Source organism: Lyngbya sp. CCY1209 (assembly GCF_055795065.1).
The window spans coordinates 1-17,065 of the sequence record NZ_JAYFER010000639.1 but is presented as its reverse complement, the minus strand read 5'-3'; the positions used below and the strand labels follow the sequence as shown (position 1 = coordinate 17,065).

At 54.5% G+C, this 17,065-nt stretch carries 16 protein-coding genes and 1 tRNA gene; 13 read left to right on the top strand and 4 right to left on the bottom strand.

Annotated elements, in window-relative coordinates; genetic code table 11:
- Positions 1–37: 37 nt before the first annotated feature.
- Positions 38–646, bottom strand: a complete 609-nt coding sequence (locus tag AC0QHF_RS24920) for an NfeD-like protein (protein ID WP_324706966.1) — start codon at positions 644–646, stop codon at positions 38–40.
- Positions 647–752: 106 nt separating this feature from the next.
- Positions 753–1,907: an aminotransferase class V-fold PLP-dependent enzyme gene (locus AC0QHF_RS24915; protein WP_324707089.1), complete on the bottom strand. Its 1,155-nt coding sequence runs from the start codon at positions 1,905–1,907 to the stop codon at positions 753–755.
- A gap of 155 nt (positions 1,908–2,062) precedes the next feature.
- Here AC0QHF_RS24915 and AC0QHF_RS24910 point away from each other — a divergent pair, with 155 nt between their 5' ends.
- From AC0QHF_RS24910 to AC0QHF_RS24875, 8 genes are all read left to right on the top strand, one after another.
- Positions 2,063–3,814, top strand: a complete 1,752-nt coding sequence (locus AC0QHF_RS24910; RefSeq protein ID WP_324706965.1) for a TM0106 family RecB-like putative nuclease — start codon at positions 2,063–2,065, stop codon at positions 3,812–3,814.
- A 284-nt stretch (positions 3,815–4,098) separates the two neighbouring features.
- Complete coding sequence (locus tag AC0QHF_RS24905) at positions 4,099–4,353, top strand: AbrB/MazE/SpoVT family DNA-binding domain-containing protein (protein ID WP_375341465.1); 255 nt, start codon at positions 4,099–4,101, stop codon at positions 4,351–4,353.
- Positions 4,350–4,754: a PIN domain-containing protein gene (locus AC0QHF_RS24900; RefSeq protein WP_324706964.1), complete on the top strand. Its 405-nt coding sequence runs from the start codon at positions 4,350–4,352 to the stop codon at positions 4,752–4,754. The genes AC0QHF_RS24905 and AC0QHF_RS24900 overlap by 4 nt, the downstream gene beginning before the upstream one ends.
- A 60-nt stretch (positions 4,755–4,814) precedes the next feature.
- Complete coding sequence (locus AC0QHF_RS24895; RefSeq protein WP_324706963.1) at positions 4,815–6,020, top strand: esterase-like activity of phytase family protein; 1,206 nt, start codon at positions 4,815–4,817, stop codon at positions 6,018–6,020.
- 42 nt (positions 6,021–6,062) lie between these two features.
- Positions 6,063–6,136 (top strand) — tRNA-Asp (locus AC0QHF_RS24890).
- A gap of 530 nt (positions 6,137–6,666) precedes the next feature.
- Complete coding sequence (gene gltX, locus AC0QHF_RS24885; RefSeq protein ID WP_324706962.1) at positions 6,667–8,109, top strand: glutamate--tRNA ligase; 1,443 nt, start codon at positions 6,667–6,669, stop codon at positions 8,107–8,109.
- Positions 8,110–8,128: 19 nt separating this feature from the next.
- On the top strand, positions 8,129–8,794 hold the full coding sequence (locus tag AC0QHF_RS24880; protein WP_324706961.1) for a CAAD domain-containing protein: 666 nt from the start codon (positions 8,129–8,131) through the stop codon (positions 8,792–8,794).
- A gap of 401 nt (positions 8,795–9,195) precedes the next feature.
- Positions 9,196–9,663 (top strand): hypothetical protein, encoded by a 468-nt coding sequence (locus AC0QHF_RS24875; RefSeq protein ID WP_324706960.1) that lies wholly within the window; start codon positions 9,196–9,198, stop codon positions 9,661–9,663.
- 54 nt (positions 9,664–9,717) lie between these two features.
- On the opposite strand, the gene msrA is transcribed toward AC0QHF_RS24875, so the two are convergent.
- Both msrA and AC0QHF_RS24865 read right to left on the bottom strand, forming a co-directional pair.
- Positions 9,718–10,149, bottom strand: coding sequence for a peptide-methionine (S)-S-oxide reductase MsrA (gene msrA, locus AC0QHF_RS24870; protein ID WP_473113743.1), 432 nt, complete (start codon positions 10,147–10,149; stop codon positions 9,718–9,720).
- A gap of 86 nt (positions 10,150–10,235) precedes the next feature.
- On the bottom strand, positions 10,236–10,427 hold the full coding sequence (locus AC0QHF_RS24865; protein ID WP_324706959.1) for a hypothetical protein: 192 nt from the start codon (positions 10,425–10,427) through the stop codon (positions 10,236–10,238).
- 33 nt (positions 10,428–10,460) lie between these two features.
- On the opposite strand from AC0QHF_RS24865, the gene AC0QHF_RS24860 reads away from it, so the two are divergent.
- The 5 genes from AC0QHF_RS24860 to AC0QHF_RS24840 all read left to right on the top strand — a co-directional run bounded on the left by AC0QHF_RS24860 (position 10,461) and on the right by AC0QHF_RS24840 (position 16,813).
- Positions 10,461–11,120 (top strand): SDR family oxidoreductase, encoded by a 660-nt coding sequence (locus AC0QHF_RS24860; RefSeq protein ID WP_324706958.1) that lies wholly within the window; start codon positions 10,461–10,463, stop codon positions 11,118–11,120.
- Positions 11,121–11,812: 692 nt separating this feature from the next.
- A complete protein-coding gene (locus AC0QHF_RS24855) occupies positions 11,813–12,760 on the top strand; it encodes a GUN4 domain-containing protein (protein ID WP_324706957.1) in 948 nt (315 codons plus the stop codon).
- A gap of 101 nt (positions 12,761–12,861) precedes the next feature.
- Positions 12,862–13,509 carry a cyclin-dependent kinase inhibitor 3 family protein gene (locus AC0QHF_RS24850; RefSeq protein WP_324706956.1) on the top strand — a complete coding sequence of 216 codons (648 nt, stop codon included), beginning with the start codon at positions 12,862–12,864 and terminating at the stop codon, positions 13,507–13,509.
- A 96-nt stretch (positions 13,510–13,605) separates the two neighbouring features.
- Entirely contained in the window at positions 13,606–14,310 is a 705-nt protein-coding gene (locus AC0QHF_RS24845) for a polysaccharide deacetylase family protein (protein ID WP_324706955.1), read from the top strand.
- Positions 14,311–14,410: 100 nt separating this feature from the next.
- Positions 14,411–16,813 carry a hypothetical protein gene (locus tag AC0QHF_RS24840; protein WP_324706954.1) on the top strand — a complete coding sequence of 801 codons (2,403 nt, stop codon included), beginning with the start codon at positions 14,411–14,413 and terminating at the stop codon, positions 16,811–16,813.
- Positions 16,814–17,065 lie beyond the last annotated feature (252 nt).

Genomic DNA, 17,065 nt, shown 5'->3' with positions numbered 1-17,065 from the left:
GAAAGAGTGAGCAGACGCCTTGACGGTGGCGGGCCCGTTAAGATGGGGACTGTTTCAGGGCATCTTCCGAGACGACCCAGACCCGGTTTTTTTCCATTCCGACCACCAGCACGCGATCGCCCGGAGAGAATTCCCGGCTTTCCTCGGTCATCGCGCCCATGTCGAAGGTGCAACCCTTGACGGACAGCCGCACTTTGCCCCGGCTGTCGCGGTCGAAGGGAAGTTCCACCGTCCCCCCCAGGCCGATCAGGTCGTTGGATTGCATCATGCTGTTGGCCTGCTGCGATCGCAGGACATCGAAAATCCACACGACCGCCGCCCCGCAAAACACCCCGACGGCAAGGGAAATCGCCGCGATCGCCGTCGGAGTTAAACTCGGACTGAGAAAGGAGAGGATCGTCCCCGTCAGCCCGAAGAAACAGACCCCAAACGTCCAGAAGCGCAGGCTCAAAAAGGGGATCGTCAGGCGCGGCGACCGGCGTTTGGGTTGCAAGACTCCGCCGGATTCGGTCGGATTTCGGCGATCGGCCAGTTCCACATCCGGATCGAATTCCAACTCAAAATCCGCGCCGTCGAGTCCCGCGAAAGCGGCCAGGGCCACGAATACGCCGCCGACCGTCAGGCAGATGATGTATAGCGTCGTCATGATGTTCCCCCAGTTTGGGATGGTCGAACTGCCTCGGACGCCTCTATTGTGGCAAATCGATCGCCCACTCGCCCCCATTTCGTAACGAAAATTTGCGATTTGGCTGCTATTTCAACCGGGCAATTAATTGGTCAATTTCCGACTTTTCGGTAAAATAGTGCACGCAAGCCCGGATGCAGTCGGGATCGAGGATCGTCCGCACCATGATCTGTTCCCCCTCCAACGCCGTCACCGCCTGTTTGTGCGGGGTGCCGTCGGTGAGTTTGAACGACACCAACCCGGCTTCCGGCGGTGCGGTCCGCAGGCACTCCACCCGGGGAAGTTCCGACAATCGTTCCCAAAGGTAGCGGCTGAGGTCGCAAATTTGCCCGTACCGTTGCGCCGCCGTCCCCCAGTTGTTGTGGAGGGCGATCGCTTCCCGCAACCCCCCCAACAGCGGATAGGCGGATGTCGCGATTTCGTACCGCCGTCCGTCCGGTTGCCAGTCCAACGGCGTCCCCTTGGCATCCACCTCCACGCCACGCCAGCCGATAAAGGTGGGACTCAGATGCGATCGCCCCTCGGGACTGACGTACAATCCCCCCAACCCCTCCGGGCCGCACAGCCATTTGTGACCCGTGAACCCATAAAAATCCACCCCGGATTCCGCCAAATTCAGCGGCAGCACCCCCACGGATTGGGCCGCGTCCGCCAACACCCGCACCCCTCTCGCGTGGCAGGTTTCGACGATTTCTTTCAGGGGCAACACCTGGCCGGTATTCCAGAGGATGTGACTGAAAACGAATAAACGGGTATTCGCCTGCAAGTGGGCCGCGATCGCTTCGACGGGGTTCCCTTCATTAAGCGTCTCCAACAGCGGACAAACGGATATTTCGACATTGAAGCGGCGCCGAATTTCCCGCACCGTCGCCACCACCCCGGGATGTTCGCAATCCGAGATTAACAAATGATCGCCGTTTTGCCAATCGATGCCCCACAACGCGATATTACAGCCGACGGTGACATCTTCGGTGAGGGTGACGGTTCCCGATTCTACCCCCAATTCCGCCGCGATCGCCTCCCGCGTCAGGGCGATTTCCTCCTGAACCCAGCCGTTGATTTTCTGGGAAAAAGGGCCGCCAACCTGCACGAATTCGTAGGATCGGGCGATCGCCTCCATCGCGGGACCCGGCAGCGGTCCCTGTCCGCCATAATTGAAATAGGCCTTATTTTCCAAGGCGGGGAACTTTCGTCGGTGGGTTTCGAGTGGCAAATTGTTCATCATCTTCTTGAGGTTGCAGCCAAATCCACTTGTATAGCAGGGAAGAGGCAAAAGGCAATAGGCAACGGTCCGACTCGATCCCCGACTTCCCACCTTTCCGGGGATTGGTGCTACTATAACGGATAACCTCGACTCCGAATCCTCTACGGGTATTGATGCTCATCGAAGATCAACAGCTTCTGTTTTATCAACGCTGCCACCGACGGGCTTTTTTGGATGTGTACGGCGATCGCACCCAGAAAGAACCGCCCAGCGATTTTTTGCTGAAATTGATCGCCGATAGCGGCGCCTATCGAAAAACCGTTCTCGGCGATCGCACCTATTCCCAGCCGGAATACCCCTACAAAGACTGGGAAGCCGGATTTCAAGCCACCCTGGAATTGATGAAACAAGGCGCCGATCGCATCTATCGCGGCGTCTTATTATTTCACACCAACCGACCCCCCGCCCAACTCCCAGAAGAAGCCCCCTCTCAAGGGGGGGCGGGGGCGATCGACTCCCCCCCTTCTCAAGGGGGGACGGGGGATCTCTACTCCCCCCCTTCTCAAGGGGGGACGGGGGATCTCTACTCCCCCCCTTCTCAAGGGGGGGCGGGGGATCTCTACTCCCCCCCTTCTCAAGGGGGGGCGGGGGGGGATCTTTCGACTCACAAATCGGATCTAATATTAGATAGCGATCGCGAATTTTTATCCCGACTCCCCGACGGCATCACCCTCCTCAGCCACCCGGATTTGTTGGTAAAAATACCCGGCGTTTCCGTCTTTGGAGATTGGACTTACATTCCCCAAGATATCCGCCTCGGAAAGCGCCCCAAATTGGACTATCAACTCGTCGCCGCCCTGCACGCCCAAATTTTGGCATGGGTTCAAGGAACGATGCCCGATCGCTCGGTTTTACTGTTGCGCGATCGCAGACCCTATTCGATGAATTTGGGACAACGACTTCCCCAACTTCACGACATGATTTTAGACTATATTACCATGCTGCAGGAGCGGCAGGAACCGGAGATTTTTATCAGCCGCCAAAAGTGCAGCCTCTGCCAGTGGCACGCCGACTGTCACGCGATCGCAAAATCTCAAAATCACCTCTGTTTGTTACCCGGAATTACCCCCAATCGCCAAACCCGACTTGAGACATTGAATCTCACCACCGTCGAATCCCTCGCCCGCACCTCGCCGGAGGATTTGAACCTCTATCCGGAATTCGAGAACGGCATCGCCCAGCAAGTCATCCGCCAAGCCGAGGCGGTATGGCAAAATCGGGCAATTTTGCGGAGCGAATCGGAGGGCGACGGAAACGGAACGATTCCCGATCAAAATAATAGCAGAAACGGTTCGGAACCCGATCCATTTTGGTTGCAAGCCCCGGTGGAATTATACTTCGATATCGAAGCCCAGCCGGATCTGAATTTGGATTACCTGCACGGCGTTTTGGTGGTGGACAGGCGATCGCACACCGAAACATTTTATCCGCTGCTGGCGGAAACGATGGCGGACGAAGAGGCGATTTGGGAGCAATTTTTGACGCTGGTTTGGCGGTATCCCATCGCCCCCATTTTTCACTTTTGCGACTATGAAGCCAAAACCATCGCCCGCCTCGCTAAACTCTACAAGACTCCATCCTATTTGTGGCGTCCGCTAATGAAACGGTTGGTGGACGTTCATCATCAAGTCGTGCAGACGGTGACGCTGCCGGTGGAAAGTTACGCCCTCAAATCGATCGCCCGCTGGATCGGTTTTGAATGGCGGGATGGGAAGGCGAACGGCGCCCAGTGCGTCTGCTGGTACGAACAATGGTTGAAAACGGGCGATCGCACTTTATTGGATGCGATCGTCCGCTACAATGAAGATGATTGTCGGGCGACGTATCATGTGAAGCGGTGGCTGGCGGATTTTGTGCAGAGTTGACTCGAAAGATGGGGGGAAGAAACCGGGTTTTTAGAGTTATCGATGGGGAGGAAGAAACCGGGTTTCTAGAAGGATCTCTGGTTCCCATGTAAAATATTCATAGAAACCCGGTTTCTAGAGTTATCGATGGGGAGGAAGAAACCGGGTTTCTAGAAGGATCTCTAGTTCCCATGTAAAATATTCATAGAAACCCGGTTTCTCAAAACTGAAGGAATCGGGAAAATTGCTGAACTAGCAAAAATATGATAAAATAGCCTCGGGTAATTGATAGCGATCGCCGAATTATGAAGACACAGATTGAATCCGACGGGCAAATCAAAATACCGCCCGAAATTTGCCAGCATTTGAGACTCAAAGAGGGGGATGAGTTACTTTTTATTGTTGTCGGCAATGAAATCCATTTGCGTCCAATTGAAAGAAAACGTCTGAGCGAATTTCGGGGAGTTTTGCCGGCGACCCGACCCCATCCTGGAAAGGCGGAAATTCGACAAACTGTCGCCGAATCTTTGGGCATTAACAATTTAAAGTCGGAAGGATGAATAGCTATTGGGTGGATGCCAATGTTTTACTGAGGTTTATCACCAACGATCCGAGCCATTTAGCCGAACGAGCTACCCAATTCATTGAGAAAGCCGAACGGGGCGAATTGCTTCTCAAAGTCTCTTCTCTGGTGGTGGCTGAAGTGGTTTGGGTACTCGTCTCTTTTTACGGTTATTCTAAAACGGAAGTTGCGGATGTTTTGATTTCTTTATTAACGTCGGAAGGGATTGTCCTTGAATCTGCCGAACGGGTGATAGCTGCCCTCGACAGTATGGCGACTAAAAATGTTGATTTTGTCGATGCTTATCTTGCCGAAACTGCCCGCCAATCCAATGAATCTATCGCCTCTTTTGATAGAGACTTCAGACGTTTAAATATACCCTGGACAGAGCCGGATTGATTGACGGATAAGCCGATCGCACTTCACCCCTTACAATAAAATAAACTCCCATCCCCACCCATGTTTGTCCTGAAATTTCCGATCGCCACAATTCTCACCCTCACCCTAATTCTGGGACTGACGCAATCCCCCGCAATCACACCCCCGGCGCCCGATCGCATCGGGGAATTGACGGTTTTGGGAACGGCGACGCTTCCCACGGGGTTCACATTTGCCCAGACGGAGGTGGGGGGACTTTCGGGCATCACCTACGACGCGGGGCGAGATCTGTTTTATGCGGTTTCCGACTCCCGCGGCGACAACGGACCCCCCCGATTTTATACGCTCAAATTGAATTGGAATTCCGAGCCGCTAAAATTGGATAGCATCGAAGTGGTGGGGGTGACGTTTTTAGTGGATGCCGAGGGGCAATCTTTCCCCGTCGGAAGCATCGATCCGGAGGGGATTGCATTCGATGGAAATCATCTTTGGATTTCTTCCGAGGGCAACGTGGAGCGATCGCATCCCCCCTTCGTTAAACAATTCTCTTTGCAAGGGCGAGAAGTGGCGGAATTGCCGATTCCCGACAAATTTTTTTCGGGCGATCGCAATATCGGAATTCGCAATAACCTCGCTTTGGAAAGTCTCACCCTCACCCCCGATGGAAATACCCTGTTCACCGCCACCGAAAACGCCTTGATTCAGGACGGTCCGGAAGCCGACGAAAACCGGGGCAGTCCCAGCCGCATCCTCCGCTACAATTTGGCGGCAGCCGAGCCCGAGGGCGAATTTCTCTATGAGACGGAATCGGTTGTCGCCAGTTCGATCATTTCCGGCGGGTTCCGAATTAACGGGTTGGTGGACTTGCTGGCGTTGAGTGACACCCGGTTGCTGGCGTTGGAGCGATCGTTCGCATTGGGGACGGGGAACACGATCCGCCTGTTCGAGGTGTCCCTGGCGGCGGCGACGGATATCGCATCTGTCGATAGCCTGAAAAATCACATCGGCGATGTCTCCCCGGCATCCAAAACCCTGCTGCTGAGTTTCAATACCTTGGGACTGGCGGTGGACAACGTGGAGGGGTTGACCTTCGGGCCAATTTTACCCGACGGACGGCGATCGCTCATTTTCGTCGCCGACAACAATTTCAACCCCCTCCAGCAAACCCAGGTCATCGCCTTCGCGATCGCCAGGCCCCTTTCCAGTCGCCCAAACGCTTTCTCTCAAAGGGTTTCAAGCTTTATCCAAAAAATATTGTCCGGGGGGGTTGACAATCCCGGAAAATGAGTTAATAATAGAATCTGCGCGAAAAAGCAAAGCGAACTGCAAGGGACTGTAGTTCAATTGGTCAGAGCACCGCCCTGTCACGGCGGAAGTTGCGGGTTCGAGCCCCGTCAGTCCCGTTCAAAAGTATTCCCCTTATACCGGGGCTTTAGCCCGCACATGAAGGAGCCACAGTCCTCTACCGTTACCCATTTGTTACTCATAATCCCTGTCTAGCATGGGTCAATAAACCTTTCTGTGGGGGCAACCGTCCCCGGTTGCCGACTGCAATTCCCTATTACGCCCGGAAGCCAAGAAATAGGAGATCAGATCCCAGATCTGTGGGGGCAACCGTCCCCGGTTGCCGACGGCAATTCCCTATGACTGCAATTCCCTATTACGCCTGGGGGCCAAGAAATAGGAGATCAGATCTCAGATCTGTGGGGGCAACCGTCCCCGGTTGCCGACTGCAATTCCCTATTGCCAATCGCGTCACGGATGGCAGGGATTCCCCATTATCTATTCCCTATTACCTATTCCCTACTCCCGGTTCCTTTAACTCCCCGAATGCGATAGACTAACAAATTAGTCAATTGAGTTTGGTGGCGATAAATTAGGCTTACCACCTTTTGCGATAAAATATTTAGCACAACTCAAAGACAATTGCGATATGAGTGTCCGAGTTCGTCTGGCTCCGAGTCCCACAGGTAACTTACACATCGGTACGGCCCGAACGGCCGTGTTCAACTGGTTGTTCGCCCGAAATCGGGGGGGACAGTTCATTTTGCGGATCGAAGATACCGACTTGGAGCGATCGCGGCCCGAATTCACCCAAAATATTTTAGATGGATTGAAGTGGCTGGGCTTGAATTGGGACGAGGGGCCGTTCTTTCAGTCCAAGCGGATCGACCTCTACCGGGACGCGATCCAGAAATTGTTGGACGCGGGACTCGCTTACCGCTGCTATTGTACCCCGGAAGAACTCGACGAGATGCGATCGGCCCAGAAGGCGAAAAATCAGGCGCCCCGCTACGACAACCGCCACCGCCACCTGACGGCGGACCAACGGGCCGCGTTCGAGGCCCAGGGGCGTCAGCCGGTGATCCGCTTTAAAATAGACGACGATCGCGAGATCCGATGGAAAGACCGGGTTCGGGATTCGGTGGTCTGGAAGGGCAGCGACCTCGGCGGGGATATGGTGATCGCCCGAGCCGCCACGGGGACGGAAGTCGGCCAACCCCTCTACAACTTGGCCGTGGTGGTGGACGACATCGACATGAACATCACCCACGTCATCCGGGGCGAAGACCACATCGCCAATACCGCCAAACAGATACTACTCTACGAAGCTTTGGGGGGGACGGTTCCGGAGTTCGCCCACACGCCGTTAATTTTGAATCCGGACGGGCGGAAATTGTCCAAGCGGGACGGGGTGACATCGATTTCCGAGTTCCAAAAGCTGGGATATACGGCCGAGGCGTTGGCGAATTACATGACCCTGCTGGGGTGGACGCCGCCGGATTCCACCCAGGAAATTTTTACCCTGGAGGAGGCCGCAAAACAGTTTAGTTTCGATCGCGTCAACAAAGCCGGGGCAAAATTTGACTGGGATAAACTGGATTGGTTGAATAGTCAGTATATCCACAATCTGCCCGTTGCGGAGTTGACCGATCGCTTGATTCCCTACTGGCAGGAGGCGGGCTACGAGTTCGATCCGGAAGGCGAACGCCCCTGGCTGGAACAGCTCACCGCCCTGATCGGCCCGAGTCTGACCCGCCTCAAAGATGCGGTGGACATGGCTTCCGGGTTCTTTGCCCCGACGGTGACGCCCGACGAAGAGGCCGAACGGCAGTTGGAACAGGAGGGGGCGATCGCGGTTCTGGAGGCCGTCCGGGACCAACTGGAGCCCGACGAGCCGCTCGACACCGACGGGGTGAAAGCGATCGTCAAAACCGTGACCAAAGAGACGAAACTGAAAAAGGGCCTGATCATGCGATCGCTCAGAGCCGCCCTCACGGGGGCCGTTCACGGCCCGGATTTGGTTGAATCTTGGGTTCTCCTCCACCAACGCGGCGTCGATCTGACCCGCTTGCAACAGATATTAGACCGTTAATTTATTGAGGCTGAATGTTATGGCGGATTCTAAATCCAAACCAGAAAACGATAAAACAACGCCCACAACCAATTCCCCCGCGGCTCAAAAACCCGCTTCAAATCCAGAACCCACCCCCGCAAAACCGACGACATCGGGAACTGCCAACAAAATGGAGCCCCCAGCCAAGCCCGAACCCCAACCCGAACCCGTAGCGGCAAAACCGGCCGAACCCAAACCCGAACCCGTAGCGGCGGCAAAACCGCCCGAACCCAAACCCGAACCCGTAGCGGCGGCAAAACCGCCCGAACCCCCATTGGAACCGGCCACCGAACCCAAAGCCGCGATCGCCGAAACGACGACCGGAACCCCGGAAACGGCAGCCACAGATGTCGCCGCCATCACGGATCGGGTGATGGCATTTATCGCCAATTTACCGCAAATTTTCGGCCAGTTTTTCGGGGAATATTCTCGCCCCCTCACCACCGTCATTCTGATCGTGGTGTTGTTGGTGACACTGCGGGTTTTGGTGGGAGTCATCGATATCATCAACACAATTCCTTTCGTTCAACCGACCTTGGAATTAGTGGGAATTGGATTTTCTGCCTGGTTCGTCTACCGCTATTTGCTCCGCAGCGAAACCCGCCAGGAACTCGTGACCCAGTTCAACGCTTTAAAAGCGGAAGTGTTGGGGGAAGAATCCTAAATGGAAATCGTTCGGCTTTGAGGCTCACCCGCACATTTCCAATTCTCAAATGGAGTGGAAGTGAGTATCACTTAAATCATTACACTTCCATTAAATTCTGTTTAACGTAAGTGAAAGTCCCGGGACTTCACCGGATTGAATTCCCCTATCTTGAATCTAGATGGGGGATTCTTTTAAAAAGGCAAAAGGCAAAAGGAAAAAGGAAAAAGGAAAAAGGAAAAAGGAAAAAGGAAAAAGTCAAAAGTATTACCCCTGAGAAAAGAGAATAGAGAAACTTTTTTCTCACTCCTCATTGCTCACTCCTAAAAAGGGGAGGCTTTCGACTCGATTTTTGGGTCATTACAGTAAATACATACAAAAAAATGAAGGTTGGGAAGACGCAAAAGATCATCTTCGGCTCAATGATTGTTACCCTCGGGTTGGCGATCGCCGCTCCCGGAGCGGCTCAATTGCAGCAGCCGAGTGCGACGCCGATGTTTGAAAATCTGACATTATCGCCCGATTTCAGCCCCGACCCGCTGACCATCCGGGGACTCAGCGGCGGCCCGGTATCCGCCCAAGAAACCACGGGCCGGGAGGAGACGCCGACGGGCCCCTGCATCGGTTACGTGGACGAGCAGCCGGACCACACGCTATTTTTGACCGAGTTTTTTAGCTATCTGAGTTTGCAGGTTCAGAGTAGCGAGGACACGGTGATCGTGATTCGGGGGCCGGGGGGCAGTTGGTGTAACGATGATTTCGTGGACATGAACCCCGGCATTGCCGGCCAGTGGCTTTCGGGGAAATATGAGATTTGGGTCGGTTCCTACGAGCCCAACACCTATCATCCTTATGTGATTCGGATCAGCGATCGCGAATCTGACAATTGATAATTGATAATTGATAATTGATAATTATCAATTGCTTCCGCCTTCCCCGCCCCCCTACGGTCCCCCCTTGCCGGGGTAGAATTCCGACGCGGGTTTAATTTCGGTGACGATCGCGCGATCGTAGGTGCCCGAGAGTTGCAGTCGGTGTTTGGAATGTCGGGCGATCCGTTCTTGTTCCGGGGTGTGGTAAAAAATCACCGAGCGGTACTGTTCGCCGCGATCGGGGCCCTGGCGGTTGAGGGAGGTGGGGTCGTGGATTTTCCAGAATATCTCCAATAATTGTTCGTAGGAAATGCGATCGGGGTTGTATTGCAATTGCACAACTTCCGCGTGGCCCGTGATCCGGGCGGCGACATCCAAATAGGACGGGTTGGGGAAGTGTCCCCCCATGTATCCGGTGGCCGTCTCGGTGACGCCATCGACCTGTTTGAATGCGGTTTCGACTCCCCAAAAGCAACCGGCGCCGAATGTTGCGGTTTCGATCATGTTCGGTCGGACCTGCGATGGAATGGTTTCGATTTTTAGGGTAACAAAGAATTGTGAAAAAGGTGAGATTTTCAGCGATCGCAAATTTACGGACGCTCTCTCGGTGGCGCGAGAATGGTTGCCCAGGTGGAAACCGAGTTGAGATAACAGTAGGATTCTAGAATGAATTCATAATAACATAAAGCCCCGTCGCGCCCGTCCGCCGCCGTCCCATCGAAGTCGCCACTTTGCCAAATTGTCTCGATCGCGCGATCGCAACCAGCCGAAACCCGGTACAACAGGAGAGGAGAGTTAAAAAAAAATCGATCACAATGGCAACTTATGTAGTCACGGGCGCCACGGGCGGCATCGGGTTGGAATTTTGTCGGCAGTTGCGGGACCGGGGGGACACGGCGATCGCGGTCTGCCGCCAAGCCACCCCCGAACTCGAAAGCCTGGGGGTGCGGGTTGAGTCCGGGTGCGACATCACCTCCGATGAGGCGGTGGCCGAGTTAGCCGGCCAGTTGAAAGACACCGCGATCGATGTTTTGATCAACAATGCCGGCATTTTGAAGCGAAACACCCTGGAAAATCTCGATTTTGAAAGTATTCGGCGCCAGTTTGAAGTCAACGCCCTGGGGACGCTGCGGGTGACCCACGCCTTACTCCCCAACCTCCACGCCGGCTCGAAAATCGCCATCATCACCAGCCGCATGGGCTCCATTGACGACAACACCTCCGGCAGTTCCTACGGCTACCGGATGTCGAAGGTGGCGGTGAGTATGGCGGGAAAGTCCCTCTGCCACGATTTGAAGCCCCGGGGAATTGCCGTCGCCATTTTGCACCCGGGGTTGGTGAAGACGCGGATGACCAATTTTACCGGCATCACCCCGTCCGCGTCCGTCAACGGATTGCTGGCGAGAATTGAGCAACTCAATTTGGAGAATAGTGGCACGTTTTGGCACGCCAACGGCGAGATACTTCCCTGGTAATTCATTATCGTCGGTCGTCGCCTTTAAAGGGTGATTTTCCGCCACGACACTGGCGGGTCCGGGGGACGCGGTGGCATTTCAATTGTACTCGCTCCCATGGACGGCGATCGCATCTTTCATGAGGTGACGGAAATGGATCGAATCCACAATCCCCCGGCATCGACCCCGGGGGTGGCGATCGCCCCACAATCGACTCTTAGGTAGAAGACAAAAATCTCCAAAATGTTAGAGTTATATGTATAATACGGGCGATGTCATCTGAGATTTTGCCAGAGAAGGGTGCGTTTACAATTCAGTCTAATTCCCAGGGACTCAATCCAAATCTAAGATTTCTGGAACTCGAATTTGTGAATTCCCTTTCAACGTGAGGTTGGAAATATGCTTCATCTCAATCCAGCTCACCGCGACCCATATCACTCGACCTTGAGAGTGGGGATAAGACCGGGGGGAGCACCTAAAAAAATGAGTTTTACCGGACTGCATTGGGGTTGGCTTTCATTGGACTGATGTCAAGTAAATTCCCGATTCTGCGATGTTTGCATCTACCCCAATATCCCATGAAAAAATATCGGTCATTAACGACAAAAAATGAAACATTTTTCAACCAAATTTTCAGCCCATTACCGATTTTTATAGCGGGGCTATTTTTCGGATCTGTGATCACCGTATATGGAACGCTAAGAAACGTAAATTTGAATCGATATGTGGGCGACAACTCCCCGGAAGATGTGGTCGATTTTTACGGCGAGTTGCTGGGAATTGCGCCGGAATATTTTGAAGGGCAAAAGCTGTACAGGGGCTATATCAAGGATATTGAAATTACCGTCAATCCGGACAACTTGGAGATTTACACGTGGCCGAATTCCCCCTGCGGCGATGCCATCAAGGATGGCGATCGCTTGAAGATCGACGCTCTGAATCAAGAAATCGAGGACGATCGCATCAGAAAAGATGCCCAGTTTACGACCTTTAAAAATCAAATTAATACCCTGCTAAACGAGGGCTTTGGAACCCTGGAATTGGTCGATGTCGGTGGCCAGGTAGCCCGGGTCGAAATCAATTTACTGCGCCCCGAAAAAATCTGTTATCGCCAGCCAGAATCGCTGCAATCTCTGGAACAAATGCTGGGGAATAAAAAATGGAAAGAAGCCGACAGAAAAACCTATCAAATCCTGCTCGAATTTGGCGACAAAGGTCGGAAAGGTTATCTGGATGTCGAGAGTCTCCGAAATTTTCCCTGTCCGGAGCTCAAGGTCATTGATATGCTGTGGCGGGAGGCCTCTGGCGATCGCTTCGGTTTCCAAGTTCAGAAGGAAATATATACGGAAACTGGCAACGAATTGAATCCGGAAAATCTCCGCAAATACGATCTAGATTCGTACATTCATTTTATCGACCTAATTCGCTGGATCGAAACCGGCAGCGAGGACGGAAAAGAAAGCTGGCGACCCAACGATAAACTCACCTTTTCTCTGGAGGCGCCGGAAGGTCACTTGCCCCGCTTAAATGACCTAGACCGGGGCTTAAAAATTGAGGAATCGGGCTTCCAGTTAAATTCCCCTAATTCCCTCCCCCTCACGACCCAAGAAATTCAAGCTCGCCACCTATTTTACTCCCGGGTCGAAGCCTGCGGATTGTAACGGCGATTCCGGCCTAGACGCCACGCGATCGCCGGGGTGCCGACGTCCCCCCGACAGTACCGCCCCACGGAGGTGGACAAATTGACGAAAATCATTACAATTTGAGGGGAAGTTTCACATCCACCCCCGAACCGCCGATGAACCGTATCAGAACCTCCGAAAACGACCCGATCGCCGTCGATTTTTTGCCCTCCGAATGGGTGGAACTGCCGGGAAAAATTGGCATGACCTTCGCCCCCGGAAAGCAACACCAGGGAATGCACTTTTGCTGGCGACGAAATTTGCAAAAAGATTTGGATCGCCTGGGAGAAGCGTATCGAACGGATATCTTAATTTCTCTGATCGAGGCGCCGGAACTCGAACGGGTTCACATCCCCGATTTGATGCCGGAAGTGCGGGCCCGGGGTATAGAAAGTTGGTGGTTTCCGATCCCGGATCTGAAAGTCCCCACCTCGATGGAGGGCCTGCTGGATCTGGTCGAGAAGATTCTCGGCGCCGTGCGCGACGGTGAAACGGTGGTCATCCACTGCATGGGGGGTCTGGGCCGGACGGGGGTGGTGGCGTCCTGCTGTCTGGTCGCCCTGGGCTGCGACCCCGAAGATGCGATCGCCCAAGTTCGCCGCGTCCGCCAGTATACCGTGGAAACCCGCGAACAGGAAAACTATGTGGTCCAATTTTCCCGCGCCTGGATGAAACGACACACTCTCATTTCCCTCGACTCGCGCCTCTCCCAAAAACGATACGGCTGACAATATCGGTCATTTTGTTAACTTTTTAAATGCGAAAATCTTCAAATCCAATATTTGTGGCGATCGACCCGAGGGCTATTTGGAGAAACATCGAAAATGCTAAAACCCAGAATCAAACTCCAATTCGCCTTTTTCTATCCTCTCCTTTATCCCCTGTTGAGACTCATCTCTCCGAACAGCCTCTGGACGGGCAATCGATCGCGAAAAGAAATCGCCCTGACCATTGACGACGGCCCCCATCCCCGGTACACGCTCGAACTACTAGATGTGTTGGATAAATACGGCATCAAAGCCAGCTTTTTCTGGCTGGGAGTGTCGGTCGATCGCCATCCGGAAGTCGCCCGAGAAGTGTATCGCCGGGGGCATTTTATCGGAATTCACGGCTACCAGCATCTCTCATTTACCCGTTTGAGAAAAGAGGAATTAAAACAAACTTTGGAAAGGACAAAAGAAACCATCCATAAAACTTGTGGCATCGACCAAAAAACGCTTCAATATGTCCGCCCACCCAACGGCTTTTTCACCTGGAAAACCTTGGGACTTCTCGCCGAATGGGGCTACCGGACGGTGATGTGGTCGGTGGTGCCGGAAGACTGGGTGGAACCGGGCGTCGATGCGGTGGTTTCCCGGGTGTTGCGGCAGACGAAAAACGGCGCGATCGTCGTCCTCCACGACGGCTACTTTGGCGGGTGCGATGTCGCCGCCTCGGTCGATAAAATCGTTCCAGAATTGTTGCGGCGGGGGTATAATTTTGTCAGTATTGACGAGTTTTGGAAACAGGTAAAAGTCAAAAGGCAATAGGCAATAGTCGGGGCGATGGGGGGGCGATCGGACAATTGGCACCCAAAGATGATACCGTGTTGGTTGCTGTGGATTAATGAGCCGCGATCGCCCTTTTAACATGGTATTAAGACCCGAAACCGACCCGATTACCGGACGACTTCGCCTGGTGGGGGAAGACATCCCCGAAGATGTGACGTTTTTTGAGAACGAGTTGGCAGTGTTCCCCCTCGGAGTCTTCATGCGGGGGGGAAATGACACGGTGCGGGGGTCGCAAGATTCCGAACCCATCCGGGGAAATGGGGGCGATGACCAATTATTCGGAAATGGCGGCAACGATTTTCTCTCCGGGGGACTCGGAAGCGATTATTTAGAAGGCAATGAGGGCAGTGATGAGCTATTGGGGGAACTCGACCCGGATACGCTGTTTGGGGGACCCGGCGCCGATACCCTCTCGGGGGGGACGGGTTTCGATTTAATAGACGGGGAAACCGGAAATGATGTGATCTTCGGGGGTCAGGACGGGGACAGTTTGACGGGGGGGGAAGGAAACGATCGCATCAGCGGCGATGCCGGCGAAGATGACCTGATCGGCGGGGAAGGGGACGACACCCTATTCGGGGGAACCGAGGGCGACCCAATTCGCGGAGACGAGGGAAACGACCTGATTTATGGCGAAGCGGGGGACGACTTCCTCACGGGTGGGGACGGCGATGATGAAATATTCGGCGGACGGGGGAACGATCGCATCCTGGGAGAAGCCGGAAACGATCGCCTCTTCGGCAATTTGGGCAGCGATACCCTGGCCGGAGGTGTCGGCAACGACACGTTTTTTATCCAAGCCGGATTGGGTGTCACCACCATCGCCCAAGCGGACCAGATCTTCGATTTTACCCCCGGCGAAGATACCATTTTCCTCCTCGGCGACACCCCCATCGACGGGTTAAATATTGTCGAAGAACCCGATAACGCCAATAATACGATCCTCGAAGCCGAAAGCGGGGAAATTCTCGCGGTGGTTCGGGGCGTCCGTCCAGATAATATTGCGCGATCGGATCTGTTCGTCCCCGGTGTCCTCGCCTTCGAGTCCCCCCGATTTGAAATTCAGGAAAACGGCAGCGGTGAACCCGTCACCGTCGTCCGTTCCGGCGGCGAAGATGGCGCCGTCGGCGTCACGGTAGTTCCCACCCCCACAACACCCCTCCCCCCCGACGGCGTGGATCTCGGCCCGATTATCGTCAATTTCGAGAACGGCGAACTCGGCCCCAAACCCGTCCCAATCCGGATCGCGGATGACAGCGTGGTGGAGTACCCCGAAACCCTGCAACTGTCCCTGGAAGATCCCACCGGAACCGCCGTTTTGGTCGAACCCGCCGCCGCCATTTTGGAAATTGTCCCGGACGAAGAGCCCCGCGATCCGGTGCAAACGTTTGATAATCCCGCAGCGGAAGCCTTTTCCCGCTTTGGGGCGGCGGTGGAAACGGGGGGCACCCAGGTTTATGTCGGAACGCCGGGATGGAACGGTTCTCAGGGACTCGTTTACCTGTTTGACGTGCCTAGCGGACAATTATTGCAAACGTTCAACAATCCCTCGTCCTTGGCCGGAAATTCTCAATTTGGGATGTCTATTGCCACTTGGGGGGGAAATCCGATCGTCGGGGCGCCGGCGGATAGCAGTCTCGCCCCCGCCACGGGTGCGGCTTATCTGTACAATCCGGTTACGGGTGGGGCGATCGCGCAATTTCTCAACCCCACCCCCGATCCTTTTGACAATTTCGGCTACAGCGTGGCGGCTTTCGGCAATACGGTGGCGATCGGAGCCCCGACGGATGGCACTTCCGGGGTGCGATCGGGGACTGCCTATTTATTTGATGTCGCCACGGGGGAATTATTGCAAACCTTCAACAACCCCGACCCCCAACCGGACGACTATTTCGGGGCGGCGATCGCGGCGGTGGGGGACTGGGTGCTCGTCGGCGCCCCGGGAAGCCTGAGTGCTGGGGGTTCTAACCGTCCGGGTGAGGCTTATATGTTTAACGGTGCCACGGGGGAGTTGATCCAAAGCTTCCGCAACCCCAACCCCGGATCGGACCGTTTCGGCCACGCTGTCGCCGGGACGGGGATCGGACGGGACATCCTCATCGGTGCCCCGGGGGACGACCGGCGGGGAGTGGATGCGGGGGCGGCTTTTCTGCTTGACGGCATCACCGGGACGATTTTCGAGGATTATTCGCCGCCGAAATTGCGGTCTGGCGATCGCTTCGGGACGTCTTTGGATATGACGGGAAATAGCCGCGTCCTCGTCGGGGCACCCGGTTTCGGCCCCTTTGATTACGGCGCGGCGTTCCAATTTCAACTGCGGACGGGACAATTTTTGGACACCTACCTGCACCCGAATCCGAGTCCGGGTGACGGGGTTTTGGGTTTCGGCGCCGCCGTGGCGGGTTTCGGGACGGGGGCGATCGTCGGTTCGCCGGATACCGATATTGGATTGGAAAGTGTGGGGACGGTGTATCAGTTTTAGGGATTTTTAGATTTGTTCCCCCTCAGTGCGATAGCGAATCACAGCTTCTCTGACTGATATTAAGTCCGTTTGAATACTTACACAATCCACAGATTTCGCAGATTTTCGCAGATGGGGAATTGGGGGGGATGCAGATTTGGGAGGATTTGTCAATCCCCCCCCCCGAAAATTCTGGGTTATAGCAGTGCGCGCTCGTCTGTTTACAGTTTCCTCAGAGGGACAAACCTTTAAACCCTGATGTCGAGGGAATTT

Coding starts and splice junctions, on each gene's coding strand:
- AC0QHF_RS24920 (WP_324706966.1), bottom strand. CDS start 646: ATGACGACGCTATACATCATCTGCCTGACGGTCGGCGGCGTATTCGTG.
- AC0QHF_RS24915 (WP_324707089.1), bottom strand. CDS start 1,907: ATGAACAATTTGCCACTCGAAACCCACCGACGAAAGTTCCCCGCCTTG.
- AC0QHF_RS24910 (WP_324706965.1), top strand. CDS start 2,063: ATGCTCATCGAAGATCAACAGCTTCTGTTTTATCAACGCTGCCACCGA.
- AC0QHF_RS24905 (WP_375341465.1), top strand. CDS start 4,099: ATGAAGACACAGATTGAATCCGACGGGCAAATCAAAATACCGCCCGAA.
- AC0QHF_RS24900 (WP_324706964.1), top strand. CDS start 4,350: ATGAATAGCTATTGGGTGGATGCCAATGTTTTACTGAGGTTTATCACC.
- AC0QHF_RS24895 (WP_324706963.1), top strand. CDS start 4,815: ATGTTTGTCCTGAAATTTCCGATCGCCACAATTCTCACCCTCACCCTA.
- gltX (WP_324706962.1), top strand. CDS start 6,667: ATGAGTGTCCGAGTTCGTCTGGCTCCGAGTCCCACAGGTAACTTACAC.
- AC0QHF_RS24880 (WP_324706961.1), top strand. CDS start 8,129: ATGGCGGATTCTAAATCCAAACCAGAAAACGATAAAACAACGCCCACA.
- AC0QHF_RS24875 (WP_324706960.1), top strand. CDS start 9,196: ATGATTGTTACCCTCGGGTTGGCGATCGCCGCTCCCGGAGCGGCTCAA.
- msrA (WP_473113743.1), bottom strand. CDS start 10,149: ATGATCGAAACCGCAACATTCGGCGCCGGTTGCTTTTGGGGAGTCGAA.
- AC0QHF_RS24860 (WP_324706958.1), top strand. CDS start 10,461: ATGGCAACTTATGTAGTCACGGGCGCCACGGGCGGCATCGGGTTGGAA.
- AC0QHF_RS24845 (WP_324706955.1), top strand. CDS start 13,606: ATGCTAAAACCCAGAATCAAACTCCAATTCGCCTTTTTCTATCCTCTC.
- AC0QHF_RS24840 (WP_324706954.1), top strand. CDS start 14,411: ATGGTATTAAGACCCGAAACCGACCCGATTACCGGACGACTTCGCCTG.